Below are 13440 nucleotides of genomic sequence, written 5' to 3'. Positions count from 1 at the left end.
TTGCGTCCGGGCGGCGCGCGGCGCGCACCGCCCTGAATCGCGTCAGAACAGCGATTCGTCGACTTCCATCAGCGTCTTCGAACCGGCGCGCGCGGCGCGGATCGTCGATGCCGTTTCAGGCAGCAGACGCGCGAAGTAGAAGCGGGCGGTGGCGAGCTTCGACTTGTAGAACGGATCGCCCGACGCTTCCTTGTCGAGTGCGAGACGCGCCATGCGCGCCCAGAAGTACGAGAACACCAGGTGGCCGACGGTGCGCAGGTACGGCACGGCGGCCGCGCCGACTTCGTCGGGGTTCTGCATCGCCTTCATGCCGATTTCCATCGTCAGCTTCTGCACCTTTTCACCGATGTCGGCGAGCGGGTTGATGAACTCGGCCATCTCCGGCTTCACGCCTTCGGCTTCCGCGAATTCGGTGACGAGCTTGCCGAACTTCTTCAGCTTCGCGCCCATGTCGCCGAGCACCTTGCGGCCCAGCAGGTCGAGCGACTGGATCGAGTTGGTGCCTTCGTAGATCATGTTGATCCGCGCGTCGCGCACGTATTGCTCCATGCCCCACTCGGAGATGAAGCCGTGGCCGCCGTAGATCTGCATCGCGTGGTTGGTCGACTCGAACGCGTTGTCGGTCAGGAACGCCTTGATGATCGGCGTGAGCAGCGCGACGAGGTCGGCCGCTTCCTTGCGCACCGCTTCGTCGGCGTGCGACAGCTCCTTGTCGATCTGCAGCGCGGACCAGTACGTGAATGCGCGCGCGCCTTCCGCGTAGGCCTTCTGCGTGAGCAGCATGCGGCGCACGTCCGGGTGCACGATGATCGGGTCGGCCGGCTTGTCCGGTGCCTTCGGGCCCGTCAGCGAGCGCATCTGCAGGCGCTCCTTCGCGTACGTCAGCGAGTTCTGGTACGCGACTTCCGTGAGGCCGAGGCCCTGCATGCCGACGCCGAGGCGCGCGGCGTTCATCATCACGAACATCGCGTTCAAGCCCTTGTTCGGCTCGCCGACCATCCAGCCCTTCGCGCCGTCGAGGTTCATCACGCACGTCGAGTTGCCGTGGATGCCCATCTTGTGTTCGATCGAGCCGCACTTGATGCCGTTGCGCTCGCCCGGCTCGCCCGCGGCGTCCGGAATGAACTTCGGCACGATGAACAGCGAGATCCCCTTCGTGCCTTGCGGCGCGTCCGGCAGGCGCGCGAGCACGAGGTGGATGATGTTCTTCGACATGTCGTGCTCGCCGCTCGAGATGAAGATCTTCGTGCCGCTGATCGAGTACGAGCCGTCGCCGTTCGGTTCGGCCTTGGTGCGCAGGATGCCGAGGTCGGTGCCGCAGTGCGGCTCGGTCAGGCACATCGTGCCCGTCCATTCGCCCGACACGAGCTTCGGCAGATATTGCTGCTGCAGTTCCGGCGCGCCGTGCGCGTGCAGGCATTCGTACGCGCCGTGCGACAGGCCCGGATACATCGTCCAGGCCTGGTTCGCCGAGTTCAGCATTTCGTAGAGTGCGTTGTTCACGAACGCGGGCAGGCCCTGGCCGCCGTAGTCCGGATCGCAGCCGAGCGCCGGCCAGCCGGCCTCGACGTATTGCTGATACGCTTCCTTGAAGCCGGTCGGGGTCTTCACGACGCCGTCGCCTTCATACGTGCAGCCTTCGCGGTCACCGACCTGGTTCAGCGGGAACAGTACCTCGGAGCAGAACTTGCCCGCTTCCTCGAGGACCTGGTTGATCGTGTCGGCGTCGAGGTCCGCATGCTTGGGCATTTGCTTGACTTCGGCTTCGACGTTCAGAAGCTCGTGCAACACGAATTGCATGTCGCGCAGCGGCGCGGCGTACTGTCCCATGACTCTCTCCAAAGGTGGGCAAAACGGCTCGAGCTCCTGGCGGGCGGGTCACGCGCCGCTAACGGCTCTCGCTCTGATACGAAACAATCGTCTTTTCCAGCGCGGCCCACGTGAGGCGCACGGCGTCCGGCGAATGCAGGAAGCGTGCGTCGTGATGCAGGCCGAGCGTGAAGCTGTACAACTCGAAGAGCATCAGTTCCGGATCCGTGTCCGTGCGCAGATGCCCTTCTTCCATCGCCTGCGAAATGGCGCGCAGCAACGCGGCACGCCAGGCGGTCACGCTCGCGATCAACTGCTCGCGCACGGGGCTGTCCGGCCGGTCGTCGTACTCCACTGCGCCGCTGATGTAGATGCACCCGGTCGTCACCTCCTGGATGCGCTTCTCGATCCAGCGCGCCAGCATCGCCCGAAGACGCGGCAGACCGCGCGACTCGCGCAGGCTCGGAAAGAACACCTCGTTTTCGAAACGATGGTGGTACTCGCGGACGACCTCGACCTGCAGGTCTTCGCGCGATCCGAAGTGCGCGAACACGCCGCTCTTGCTCATCTGCATGCGCTCGGCCAGCAGGCCGATCGTCAGCCCCTCCAGCCCGTCACGGCTGGCGAGGTCCAAAGCAGCTTCAAGTATCGCGGCACGCGTCTGTTCGCCTTTTCGCATAGCTATTTCTGTAACCGTTCGGGGGTTCGAATAAAATCGAACGGCCGTACTATTATTGAGTGCGGCCGCTCGCGAAACAAGGAAATTATTAGAAACCGGTGTCTAACCGAGCCGCTATTTTGCGCGATTCCGGCGGGACCGGAGCGGCTTTTCCGCACGAACGTGCGGACAGATTTTTTGAAGCGAATACTTAGTCGGCGTCAGTCGTAACCGCCGACCGTCAGCGCCTTCATCACGACACGGTAGGTCGTGTATGCGAGCCAGTTCAGCAGCCGCTCGACGCGCGGGCGCGCCGCGTAGTGCGCGGCATCGATCTCCCGGCCTTCTGCGAACGCGGTGGCGATCGCGTCGCGCACCTGGTTCGTCACTGCATCGTAGCGCACCAGCACGACGTTCGCTTCATTGTTCAGCATCAGGCTCAGCGCGTCCAGATTCGACGAGCCGACCGTCGCCCAGTTGTCGTCGATCACGGCGACCTTGCCGTGCAGGATCGTCTTGTCGTATTCGGCGACGCGCACGCCCGCGCGCAGCAGCGTGTGATAGAGGAACGGTACGGCCGTATCGAGCGCCGCGAATTCCTTGCGGCCGATCAGCACCTGCACCTCGACGCCCCGCCGCGCCGCGCCCGTCAGCGCGCGACGCAGCTTGCGGCCCGGCATGAAATACGGATTCGCGAGCAGGATCCGCTGGCGCGCCTGGCCGATCGCCGCGAGATAGGCCTTCTCGATCGCGCGGCGGTTCACGACGTTGTCGCGCGCGACGAACGCGACGCTCGGCTCCGTCACGACCCGCAGCGCGCCGGCCTTGATCCACCGGTGGCTGCGCATCCAGCGCCGGAACATGTCCGGGAACGCTTCGCCGCCGTGCAGCCCGGCCGCGTACTGCGCGTACGGTTTGTGGCCGAACTGGATCCGGTGCCACTGCAGCTCGAACGCGGCGCGCACGTCGGACACCGCGGGCCCGGCCATCTCGACCGCGAAATCCCAGCGTGGGAACGGCAGCGTCGCGCTGCCCTGCGTGTAGTCGTCGACGATGTTGATGCCGCCGCAGAACGCGACCGCATGATCGATCACCGCGAGCTTGCGGTGCGTGCGCGAGAAGCCGAAGCGGCCGAACAGGAAACGGTTGTAGATGCAGTGCTCGACACCGGACTCGGCCCACGTGTCGAACAGCGGCAGGCGTGCGGTGCCGATGCCGTCGGTGATCACCCGCACGCGCACGCCGCGCTGCGCCGCGCGGATCAGCGCGTCCGACACCGGGCGGCCGGCCGCGTCGTCGCAGAAGATGTAGGTTTCGAGCATCACCTGCTCGCGGGCGGCGTCGATCCGCTCGATCAGCGCGTGGAAGAATTCGCCGCCGGTTTCGCACAGCCGCACCGTGTTGCCGGCCGTAAACGCGAGCCGCGACGCGGAGCCGCGCTCCTGCAGGAACATCTGCCGCAATTGCGCGAAGCGCTTGCGGGTCTCCGCATTCATGCGGACGAGCCGTGCGGCGCACGCGCGAGGGCCACGCGCGCGGGCAATTGCAGGATCGCCTCGGCGTTCGACGGCGAGAAGCAGCGAGCGGCCGCCTCGCGGAACGGCAGCCACGCATGGTCGACATGCTCGCGCGGCGACAGCGTCACGTCGACGCGATGCGGCACGCACAGGCCGAACCAGTGCTCGACGTTGCGCGTGACGCCCGGCGCATAGCGATGCAGGTATTGCGGATAGATCGTGTATTCGATCCGGTGGTGCCAGTCGACGAGCGCGCTGGCCGGCACGTCCGGCGTGCCGACCGCGATGCCGGTTTCCTCGGCCACCTCGCGCGCGGCGGTGAGCGCGAGCGGCTCGTCGAGCGCGTCCTTCGAGCCGGTGACCGATTGCCAGAAATCGGGCTGGTCGGCACGCTTGATCACGAGCACATCGAGGTCGGGCGTGTAGATCACGACGAGAACGGATTCGGGGATTTTCGGCGGCTTCGTCATCTTTGTTTCATGCGGCACAGGGCCGGGCGCCGGGCCTGCGCCCGAACGTGCGGCAAGTGCTGCGACTGTACCGCAAAAAATGAAAAAGGCGCATCACTGCGCCTTTTTCATGGGCGTCGTGTGCGCGTGACCACGCACACGACCGGGGCGAGAAGCGCGTTACGCCTTCGGCTGCTCCGGCTGACGCAGACGGATGTGCAGCTCGCGCAGCTGACGCTCGTCGACCGGGCTCGGCGCCTGCGTGAGCAGATCCTGCGCACGCTGCGTCTTCGGGAACGCGATCACGTCGCGGATCGAATCGGCGCCGGCCATCATCGTGACGATGCGGTCGAGACCGAACGCGATACCGCCGTGCGGCGGCGCGCCGTACTGCAGCGCGTCCAGCAGGAAGCCGAACTTCGCCTGCGCTTCTTCCGCGCCGATCTTCAGCGCGCGGAACACCTTGCTCTGGACTTCCTCGCGGTGGATACGCACCGAGCCGCCGCCGATTTCCCAGCCGTTCAGCACCATGTCGTACGCCTTCGCGAGGCAGCGGCCCGGGTCGGTCTCGAGGTACTCGAGGTGCTCGTCCTTCGGGCTCGTGAACGGATGGTGCGCGGCGACGTAGCGCGCATCTTCGTCGTCGTATTCGAACATCGGGAAGTCGACGACCCACAGCGGCTTCCAGCCGGCCTGGACGAGACCGTTCGCCTTGCCGAATTCCGAATGGCCGATCTTCAGGCGCAGCGCGCCGAGGCTGTCGTTGACGACCTTCGCGCGATCGGCCGCGAAGAAGATGATGTCGCCGTCTTCGGCGCCGGTGCGCTCGAGGATCGCCGCGATCGATGCATCGTGCAGGTTCTTGACGATCGGGCTCTGCAGGCCGTCGCGGCCCTTCGCCTTCTCGTTGACCTTGATCCACGCGAGGCCCTTCGCGCCGTAGATGCGCACGAATTCCGTGTAGCCGTCGATGTCGCCGCGCGACAGCTCGCCGCCCTTCGGCACGCGCAGCGCCGCAACCCGGCCGTCCTTCGCGTTGGCCGGCGTGCTGAACACCTTGAAGTCGACATCCTTCATCGCGTCGGTCAATTCGGTGAATTCGAGCTGCACGCGCAGGTCCGGCTTGTCCGAACCGAAACGCGCCATCGCTTCCGAGTACGGCATCACCGGGAATTTCGCGTCGAGCTCGACGTCGATCGTCGTCTTGAAGATGTGACGGATCATGTCTTCGAACAGGTCACGGATTTCCTGCTCGCCGAGGAACGACGTCTCGCAGTCGATCTGCGTGAATTCCGGCTGACGGTCCGCGCGGAGGTCTTCGTCGCGGAAGCACTTGGTGATCTGGTAGTAACGGTCGAAGTTCGCGACCATCAGCAGCTGCTTGAACAGCTGCGGCGACTGCGGCAGCGCGAAGAACTGGCCCGCGTTCACGCGCGACGGCACGAGGTAGTCGCGCGCGCCTTCCGGCGTGCTCTTCGTCAGCATCGGCGTCTCGATGTCGATGAAGCCCTGCTCGTCGAGGTACTTGCGCGCCTCGATCGCGACGCGGTAGCGCAGGCGCAGGTTGTGCTGCATCTGCGGGCGGCGCAGGTCGAGCACGCGGTGCGTGAGACGCGTCGTTTCCGACAGGTTGTCGTCGTCGAGCTGGAACGGCGGCGTGACCGACGCGTTCAGCACGTTCAGTTCGTGGCACAGCACTTCGATCTTGCCGCTCTTCAGGCCGGCGTTGACCGTGCCTTCCGGACGGTTGCGCACGAGGCCCTTGATCTGCACGCAGAACTCGTTGCGCACGCCTTCGGCGGTCGCGAACATCTCGGCGCGATCCGGGTCGCACACCACTTGCACGAGGCCTTCACGATCGCGCAGGTCGATGAAGATCACACCGCCGTGATCGCGGCGGCGCTGCACCCAGCCGCACAGCGACACGGTTTGGCCCAGCAGGTGTTCGGTCACGAGACCGCAGTATTCAGTACGCATCGACATGATGTTTGCTTTCGTTCGGTTTGATCAACGGGCGCCGCAACGCGCGGCCCGGGCGATGATTCTTTACTTACAGCGGCGGCTCGACGGGACGGCGGGCGGGCGCCGGAGCCGGCGCCGAAGGCGCCACGACGCCCATCGAGACGATGTACTTGAGCGCGGCATCGACCGACATGTCGAGTTCGATGACTTCGCTCTTCGGCAGCATCAGGAAGAAGCCCGACGTCGGGTTCGGCGTCGTGGGCACGTACACGCTCACGTACTCTTCCGTCAGATGGTTGACCACGTCGCCGCCGGGCGTGCCGGTCAGAAACGCGATCGTATACGAGCCGCGGCGCGGGTATTCGATCAGCAGCGCCTTGCGGAACGCATTGCCGCTGCTCGACAGCAGCGTGTCGGACACCTGCTTGACGCTCGTGTAGATCGGCCCGACGACCGGGATGTGACGCACGACCGCGTTCCACCACGTGACGAGCTTCTGGCCGATGAAGTTCTGCGTGGCCAGCCCGACGACGAAGATGAACGCGAGCGTCAGCACCGCGCCGATCCCCGGCAGATGGAAGCCGAGCATCCGCTCGGGCTGCCACGATTCGGGCAGCAGGAGCAGCGTCTGGTCCATCGTGCCGATGATGAGGCCGAGCACCCACAGCGTGATCGCGAGCGGGACGAGAACCAGCAGGCCGGTCAGGAACACCGTTTTCAGGGTCGTCTTTTTCATCATCTGCCGTCAATGAACCGCGCCGGCGGCGCGGGTTGGTCGCGACCCGGCCGGGCCGCGACGGTCAACTACCGGCGGCGGGCGCTGCGGCCGGAGCCGGCGCGGCGCTCGTCGTCGAGGTACTGCCCGAACTGCTCGCCGCAGCCGGCGCGGCCGCGGCGGGTGCGGCTTCAGCCGCCGGTGCGGCCGGCGCCGCGTCGCCCGACGCCGTCGCCGGCGCGCTGGTACCGCCCGAGCCGCCGCGAAAATCGGTGACATACCACCCCGAGCCCTTCAGCTGGAAACCGGCGGCGGTCACCTGTTTGCGAAAAGCATCCTTCCCGCATTCAGGGCATTGCGACAGCGGCGCGTCGCTCATCTTCTGGAGCACGTCCTTCGCGAAACCGCACGCTTCGCATCGATAGGCGTAGATCGGCATGATATTTTTCCCGCAGAAACTGGAAACGGCTTGCAAAACCTTGAATTATAGCCGAAACCCTGGCGCGCTCCGGCAATGGCCGCGACGCCCATGCCTCAGCGGCGACGCCACGTGAGCCAGCGCTCGTGCCCGTCGAACACGGCCAGCGAATCGGTCACGGGCAAATCCTCGACCAGCTCGAAGTGCGGCGCGAGCAGCGCATCGAGTTCCGCGCGCTCGATCCCGAACGGCGGCCCCTTCGGTTTCGCCACCACGAAGAAATAGCCGGCCAGCAATCCGCCCGCGGGCAGCAGCTCGGCCATCCGCGCCGCATAATCGGCACGCAGGCTCGGCGGCAACGCGCACAGGAACGCACGCTCGTACACCCACTGCACGTCGAACGGCGGCCGGTACTGGAAAAAATCGGCCTGCTCGACGACGTCCGCATGCGCGCCGAGCTGCGCCTTCGCCGCAGCGACCGCCTGCACGGCGAAATCGATCGCACGCACCGGCCAGCCGGCCTGCGCGAGCCAGCCGGCCTCCTGCGCGCTGCCGCAGCCGGGAATCAGCACCGCGCGCGGCGCCAGCCGCTGCGCGAACACGCGAAAGCCGTCCGGCACGCCGCCGAATTCCCACGGCGTCACGCCGCGCTCGAAGCGCTCGTTCCAGAACGACGCGCTGCCCGGGTCGCGTGTCGCGAAATCGGTGGCCGACGGTGCGGCCGGTTGCTTCGGATCGGACATCGCCGTGCTCCTTTCGATCAAGCGCCGTACGCGAGCGCGAGCAGCACGCGCGCGACGAGCGCCCCGACGCCGACGGCCAGGCCGAAGATCAGCAACGCCTGCAGCAGCCGGTTCGTCCGCTTCTGCTCGACGAGGACCTGACGCATCAGTTCCTCGCTCGCGGCGCGCGGCGCATCGTGGCGCGCGGCCAGCGCATGGTGGATGAGGCGCGGCAGTTGCGGCAGCGTCTTGCTCCACTGCGGCGCCTCGACCTTGAACCGCTCGTACCAGCCGCGCAGGCCGATCTGCTCGGTCATCCAGCGCTCGAGATACGGCTTCGCGGTCTTCCACAGGTCGAGTTCGGGATCGAGCGAGCGGCCGAGCCCTTCGACGTTCAGCATCGTCTTCTGCAGCAGCACGAGCTGCGGCTGGATCTCGACGTTGAAGCGGCGCGACGTCGAGAACAGGCGCATCAGCACCTGGCCGAGCGAGATGTCCTTCAGCGCGCGGTCGAAATACGGCTCGCACACCGCGCGGATCGCGCTTTCGAGCTCCTCGACGCGCGTCTCCGGCGGCACCCAGCCCGATTCGAGGTGGAGCGTCGCGACACGGTGGTAGTCGCGCTTGAAGAACGCGAGGAAGTTCTGCGCGAGGTAGTTCTTGTCGAAATCGGACAGCGCGCCGACGATCCCGAAATCGAGCGCGATATAGCGGCCGAACGTGTTCGGGTCGAGGCTCACCTGGATGTTGCCGGGGTGCATGTCCGCGTGGAAGAAGCCGTCGCGGAACACCTGCGTGAAGAAGATCTCGACGCCTTCGCGCGCGAGCTTCTTGATGTCGACGCCGGCCGAGCGCAGCGTCTCGACCTGGCTGATCGGCACGCCGGTCATGCGCTCCATCACGAGCACCTGCGACGTCGAGAAATCCCAGAACATCTCGGGCACGAGCAGCAGGTCGAGGCCCGCGAAGTTGCGGCGCAGCTGGCTGCCGTTGGCGGCCTCGCGCATCAGGTCGAGCTCGTCGTGCAGGTACTTGTCGAATTCGGCGACGACCTCGCGTGGCTTCAGGCGCCGGCCGTCGGCCCACATGCGTTCCGTCCACGTCGCGATGTCGCGCATCAGCGCGAGGTCGGAATCGATCACCGGCAGCATGTTCGGCCGCAGCACCTTGACGGCGACGGCCTTGCCCGCGTGCACGCCCTGCTTCAGCTTCGCGAAGTGCACCTGCGCGATCGACGCGCTCGCGATCGGCTCACGCTCGAATTCGTCGAACAGCTCGTCGACCGGCGCGCCGAGCGACTTCTCGATGATCGCGATCGCGACGGCCGAATCGAACGGCGGCACCTGGTCCTGCAGCTTCGCGAGTTCGTTCGCGAAATCGACCGACAGCAGGTCGCGGCGCGTCGACAGCACCTGGCCGAACTTCACGAAGATCGGGCCCAGGCTTTCGAGCGCGTGACGCAACCGCACGGCCGGCGGATCGGAGAAGCGGCGACCGATCGTCGTGATCCGCAGCAGCAGCTTCACCCGCCGGTCGTCGATCCGGGACAGCATCACTTCGTCGAGGCCAAAGCGGATGACGGTGTAGACAATCTTGATGAAACGGAAAATGCGCATGCCCTGCGGCCCTCAGTGCGCGCCGCGCGGGCCGGAGCCCGTGCGCGCGCCGATTTTTTGTTCGAGTCGCTCGACCCGCTTTTCGACCCGCGCGAGCGCATCGCGTGCGCGCGCCAGCTCGGCGTCGAAGCCGCCGAGCGACGTGCGCCGGACGACTTGCGGGTTCTCGTCGAGCCAGTATTCGGCGACGGAATCGAGCACGTTGCGGCCGGTGCGGCGTGCGCGCGCGCCGGCGTCGCGCACGACCGTCGCGATCCGGTACGCCGCCGCGTCGCCGACCAGCTTCGCGAGATCTTCTTCCGGCTCCCAGCGCAGGTGCTCGGCCAGCTTCGCGATCTGCGTCGCGAATTCCGCGTCGCCTTCGATCTTCACGTGCTTCATCACGGCCGCCTGGCCGCCCTGCAGGAACGCGGCGACCGTGTCGCCGGCAAGCGCGATCGACACGTCGACCTGTTGCGCATCGTGCGCGTCGACGGCCGACAGATAACCGTCGGGCTGCACCAGCAGCGTGAGCGTGACGGGAGGCACGTCGATCCGGGCGGTCTTGCCCGCATAGGGAATCAGGCGGTCGCGTGCCCACGATTCGCGCGCGAGCAGGTGATTGACGGCAGCAGCAAAAGGCTTGGCGGCAAAGGTCATCGGGCTGGGAAAGAAAAAACCCGCGCAGGCCGGGCGCCCACGCGGGTTTCTATTGTAACGTCGGATCGATGGCGGACCGTGCCTGACCGTACACCCGGGCGGCAAGCGGTCGCAGTGCGGCGGCCGTCGCCCGGGTGCCCGGCGGCGCGGGCCGCCGGCCACGCTCAGTGCGTGTTGATCTGCTGGATACCCGCGAGCAGCCAGCCCTGGCTGCCCGACTTCGACAGGTTCCACACCTCGTCGAACGGCGCCGCCGACGTATTCGCCGATTCGCGGATCAGGCCGTGGAAGCGCACGCTCGCCGACTGCTCGATGCCGCGATCCTCGATCGCGACCAGTTCCGCGTCGAGCTGTACGACGTCGGTCTGGTTCGCGTCGTTGCCGCGCGAATCGAGGTCGATCTTGATCTCGGCGAACATTTCGGGCGTCGTGAACTCGCGGATGTCGGCCAAGTTGCCCTGGTCCCACGCGGCCTGCAGGCGCACGAAATAGACTTTCGCGCTGCGCAGGAACGCTTCGGTGTCGAAGCCGGCCGGCACCTGCAGGGGCGCCGCTGCCGCCGCAGCCGCGCCGGCGGCCGCCGCACCGCCGCCGAACACGCCCTGCGCTTCGTTCGCATAGCTGCTGCCGCTGCCCGCGTAGTTGCTGCCGGCATTGCCTTGCTGGAACGACGGGCTTTGCGAGTAGCCGCCCGACGATGATGCGGCGCCACCAACCGAATACGCCGGCTCCTGCGGGCGACGGCGGTTCATGAACTTGCGGATCAGCCAGATGCCGACCATCGCGAGCAACGCAATCACGATGACGTTCGCCATCATGCTCGCGAATGCGCCGCCGAGACCGAAGTGCGACAGCAGCGCCGCGATACCGAGACCGGCCGCGAGGCCGGCGATCGGCCCGAGCCAGCGCGAGCGGTTGGGCTGCGCGGCCGGCGTGGGGGCAGCCGGGTTCGTGCGCTGCGCCTGCGACGGTGCGGCCTGCTGCATCGGCTGTTGCGCAGGCGGCGTGGCCTGGCGCTGCGTGACGGTGGAATTCTGGCGGCCGATGCTGCGCCCGCCGCCCATGCGCTTGGCTTCAGCGTCGAGCGATGCGAACGTGCCGGCCGTGAGCAGGCCGACCATCAGCAGCGTGCCGACCCGTCGAGCCCACGGCTTCGACGGTTTGCTACGGTTGAACAACGAACGCGATTCAGACATCAGCTTCTCCGAATGTAAGACGAATGTAGGGAAAGAACCCCTTAGTACTTGGTCCCTAGGTGTAAAGCTACCACGCCACCTGACAAATTGTAATATTTGACGGCGTCGAGGCCCGCTTGCTCCATCATCGTCTTCAGCGTGTCCTGATCGGGGTGCATCCGGATAGATTCAGCAAGATACCGATAACTTTCGGCATCTTTCGCGAACTTGTCGCCAAGCCACGGTAATACTTTGAAAGAATACAGATCGTACGCTTTTTTCAGCGGATCCCAGACTTTCGAGAATTCCAGCACCATCACGCGACCGCCGGGCTTCGTCACGCGGCGCATCTCGGCCAGCGCGGCATCCTTGTGCGTCATGTTGCGCAGCCCGAACGCGACCGTGACCACGTCGAAGTAGTTGTCCGGGAAGGGAATTTTCTCGGCGTCGCACAGCAGCGACGGCGTCACGACGCCCTTGTCGAGCAGCCGGTCGCGGCCCACGCGCAGCATCGATTCGTTGATGTCGGTATGCCAGACCTCGCCCGTCGGCCCGGCCGCCTTCGCGAACGACTTCGTCAGGTCGCCGGTGCCGGCCGCGATGTCGAGCACCTTGAAGCCGGGGCGCACGTTCGCCTGCGCGATCGTGAACGCCTTCCACGCGCGGTGCATGCCCGCCGACATCAGGTCGTTCATCAGATCGTAGTTGCTCGCGACCGAATGAAACACGCCCGCCACTTTCTTCGCTTTTTCGTTTTCCTCGACGCTCTCGAAGCCGAAGTGGGTTTTGCTCATCGCGTTGATCCTCAGTAAATGGCAAGACGGCGCCGAGCGGGCGCCGTCGATTTCAGTGGCAGTGGCCGTGCGGCGCGCCGGCCGCCTGCATCGGCGCGTCGCGCTCGACGCCCGCCGCCTTCAGTTTGTCGAAATAGTCACGCCACAGCGCGTCCTGCTGCGTCGCCAGCTCGTACAGCAGGTCCCACGAGTAGATCCCGGTCGAATGGCCGTCGGAGAACGTCGGCTGCAGCGCGTAGTTGCCGACACCCTCGAGCGCGGTGATCGTCACTTCGCGCTTGCCGGTCTGCAACGTTTCCTGGCCGGGCCCGTGGCCGCGCACCTCGGCCGACGGCGAATAGACGCGCATCAGCTCGAACGGAATCCGGTAACTCTCGCCGTTCGGGTACTGCAATTCGAGCACGCGCGACACCGCGTGCACGACGACGCCGGACGGAATCGGCGTCGTGGAAGTCAAACCGCTCATGCTTGCCTCGAATCGGTCATGCGTTGAATTTCCTCGCGCACCGCATTGTGCAGCAGCGAGGCCTGCGCCGCGCGCGAACGCAGCAGCGCCTCGGACACGCTGCGCTGGCGCGGCGCCCACACGGGCTGCGGAAAATGGGCGTCGTTGGAAAAGCGCGGAATCACGTGCCAGTGCACGTGCGGCACCATGTTGCCGAGGCTCGCGAGATTCACCTTGTTCGGCTGCATCACGCGGCGCACGGCCCGCTCGACCGCGTAGACCACGCGCATCAAATGTGCCCGCTCGGGCTCGCCGAGATCGGAGAACTCGGCCACGTGCGCGCCCCAGATGACCCGGCAGAAGCCCGGATACTCGTGCTCGCCGGTGGCAAGCACGACGCGCAGCGCATCGTCCTGCCAGAGCACCTCGCCGCCGTCTTCACGGCAAAACACGCATTCCATCGTCGCTCCCATGTGGACGGGCGCCGGCATGCCGCGCCGGCGCCCGCTCATTCCCGGCCC

The 13440-nt window shown here is 66.2% G+C and carries 14 protein-coding genes; all 14 read right to left on the bottom strand.

The annotated features are described in order from the left end of the window. Positions 1-42 precede the first annotated feature (42 nt). The 14 genes from DFS13_RS20410 to DFS13_RS20345 all read right to left on the bottom strand — a co-directional run bounded on the left by DFS13_RS20410 (position 43) and on the right by DFS13_RS20345 (position 13380). Entirely contained in the window at positions 43-1830 is a 1788-nt protein-coding gene (locus tag DFS13_RS20410) for an acyl-CoA dehydrogenase C-terminal domain-containing protein (protein ID WP_006485746.1), read from the bottom strand. A 58-nt stretch (positions 1831-1888) separates the two neighbouring features. After that, a complete protein-coding gene (locus tag DFS13_RS20405; RefSeq protein WP_006485742.1) occupies positions 1889-2488 on the bottom strand; it encodes a TetR/AcrR family transcriptional regulator in 600 nt (199 codons plus the stop codon). Positions 2489-2688: 200 nt separating this feature from the next. Then, on the bottom strand, positions 2689-3963 hold the full coding sequence (gene clsB / locus DFS13_RS20400) for a cardiolipin synthase ClsB (RefSeq protein ID WP_111442051.1): 1275 nt from the start codon (positions 3961-3963) through the stop codon (positions 2689-2691). Next, positions 3960-4454 (bottom strand): dihydroneopterin triphosphate diphosphatase, encoded by a 495-nt coding sequence (gene nudB, locus DFS13_RS20395; RefSeq protein ID WP_006485748.1) that lies wholly within the window; start codon positions 4452-4454, stop codon positions 3960-3962. The genes clsB and nudB overlap by 4 nt, the downstream gene beginning before the upstream one ends. A gap of 159 nt (positions 4455-4613) precedes the next feature. Beyond that, the gene (gene aspS, locus DFS13_RS20390) at positions 4614-6416 is read right to left on the bottom strand and encodes an aspartate--tRNA ligase (RefSeq protein WP_006485737.1); all 1803 of its coding nucleotides are present in this window, start codon (positions 6414-6416) and stop codon (positions 4614-4616) included. 67 nt (positions 6417-6483) lie between these two features. Then, complete coding sequence (locus DFS13_RS20385; protein ID WP_006477842.1) at positions 6484-7134, bottom strand: DUF502 domain-containing protein; 651 nt, start codon at positions 7132-7134, stop codon at positions 6484-6486. A 61-nt stretch (positions 7135-7195) separates the two neighbouring features. Beyond that, positions 7196-7549: an FmdB family zinc ribbon protein gene (locus DFS13_RS20380; protein WP_006497387.1), complete on the bottom strand. Its 354-nt coding sequence runs from the start codon at positions 7547-7549 to the stop codon at positions 7196-7198. Between the two features lie 95 nt (positions 7550-7644). After that, positions 7645-8271, bottom strand: a complete 627-nt coding sequence (locus DFS13_RS20375) for an SAM-dependent methyltransferase (RefSeq protein ID WP_111442050.1) — start codon at positions 8269-8271, stop codon at positions 7645-7647. 17 nt (positions 8272-8288) lie between these two features. Next, positions 8289-9866, bottom strand: coding sequence for a ubiquinone biosynthesis regulatory protein kinase UbiB (gene ubiB, locus DFS13_RS20370; protein ID WP_006487907.1), 1578 nt, complete (start codon positions 9864-9866; stop codon positions 8289-8291). A 12-nt stretch (positions 9867-9878) separates the two neighbouring features. Further along, positions 9879-10505, bottom strand: a complete 627-nt coding sequence (locus DFS13_RS20365; RefSeq protein ID WP_034201379.1) for an SCP2 domain-containing protein — start codon at positions 10503-10505, stop codon at positions 9879-9881. A gap of 164 nt (positions 10506-10669) precedes the next feature. Then, positions 10670-11701, bottom strand: coding sequence for a Tim44 domain-containing protein (locus tag DFS13_RS20360; RefSeq protein WP_006487901.1), 1032 nt, complete (start codon positions 11699-11701; stop codon positions 10670-10672). A gap of 41 nt (positions 11702-11742) precedes the next feature. Continuing rightward, positions 11743-12474 (bottom strand): bifunctional demethylmenaquinone methyltransferase/2-methoxy-6-polyprenyl-1,4-benzoquinol methylase UbiE, encoded by a 732-nt coding sequence (gene ubiE / locus DFS13_RS20355; RefSeq protein ID WP_006477837.1) that lies wholly within the window; start codon positions 12472-12474, stop codon positions 11743-11745. Between the two features lie 52 nt (positions 12475-12526). Beyond that, positions 12527-12940, bottom strand: coding sequence for a gamma-butyrobetaine hydroxylase-like domain-containing protein (locus DFS13_RS20350; protein ID WP_006487879.1), 414 nt, complete (start codon positions 12938-12940; stop codon positions 12527-12529). Then, positions 12937-13380 carry an HIT family protein gene (locus tag DFS13_RS20345; protein ID WP_006497388.1) on the bottom strand — a complete coding sequence of 148 codons (444 nt, stop codon included), beginning with the start codon at positions 13378-13380 and terminating at the stop codon, positions 12937-12939. Before DFS13_RS20345 ends, DFS13_RS20350 begins: the two co-directional genes overlap by 4 nt. Positions 13381-13440 lie beyond the last annotated feature (60 nt).

The organism is Burkholderia sp. 28_3 (genome assembly GCF_003253915.1).
Lineage (GTDB): Bacteria > Pseudomonadota > Gammaproteobacteria > Burkholderiales > Burkholderiaceae > Burkholderia > Burkholderia cenocepacia.
Note: the sequence above shows the minus strand (reverse complement) of the source record. Positions and strands in the feature narration are given on the sequence as shown.

Bases quoted from the DNA above. Each gene is read 5' to 3' on its own strand.
- DFS13_RS20345 (WP_006497388.1), bottom strand. From the start codon at position 13,380: ATGGAATGCGTGTTTTGCCGTGAAGACGGCGGCGAGGTGCTCTGGCAG.
- DFS13_RS20350 (WP_006487879.1), bottom strand. From the start codon at position 12,940: ATGAGCGGTTTGACTTCCACGACGCCGATTCCGTCCGGCGTCGTCGTG.
- nudB (WP_006485748.1), bottom strand. From the start codon at position 4,454: ATGACGAAGCCGCCGAAAATCCCCGAATCCGTTCTCGTCGTGATCTAC.
- DFS13_RS20360 (WP_006487901.1), bottom strand. From the start codon at position 11,701: ATGTCTGAATCGCGTTCGTTGTTCAACCGTAGCAAACCGTCGAAGCCG.
- ubiE (WP_006477837.1), bottom strand. From the start codon at position 12,474: ATGAGCAAAACCCACTTCGGCTTCGAGAGCGTCGAGGAAAACGAAAAA.
- DFS13_RS20375 (WP_111442050.1), bottom strand. From the start codon at position 8,271: ATGTCCGATCCGAAGCAACCGGCCGCACCGTCGGCCACCGATTTCGCG.
- DFS13_RS20385 (WP_006477842.1), bottom strand. From the start codon at position 7,134: ATGATGAAAAAGACGACCCTGAAAACGGTGTTCCTGACCGGCCTGCTG.
- DFS13_RS20405 (WP_006485742.1), bottom strand. From the start codon at position 2,488: ATGCGAAAAGGCGAACAGACGCGTGCCGCGATACTTGAAGCTGCTTTG.
- DFS13_RS20410 (WP_006485746.1), bottom strand. From the start codon at position 1,830: ATGGGACAGTACGCCGCGCCGCTGCGCGACATGCAATTCGTGTTGCAC.
- clsB (WP_111442051.1), bottom strand. From the start codon at position 3,963: ATGAATGCGGAGACCCGCAAGCGCTTCGCGCAATTGCGGCAGATGTTC.
- DFS13_RS20365 (WP_034201379.1), bottom strand. From the start codon at position 10,505: ATGACCTTTGCCGCCAAGCCTTTTGCTGCTGCCGTCAATCACCTGCTC.
- aspS (WP_006485737.1), bottom strand. From the start codon at position 6,416: ATGTCGATGCGTACTGAATACTGCGGTCTCGTGACCGAACACCTGCTG.
- DFS13_RS20380 (WP_006497387.1), bottom strand. From the start codon at position 7,549: ATGCCGATCTACGCCTATCGATGCGAAGCGTGCGGTTTCGCGAAGGAC.
- ubiB (WP_006487907.1), bottom strand. From the start codon at position 9,866: ATGCGCATTTTCCGTTTCATCAAGATTGTCTACACCGTCATCCGCTTT.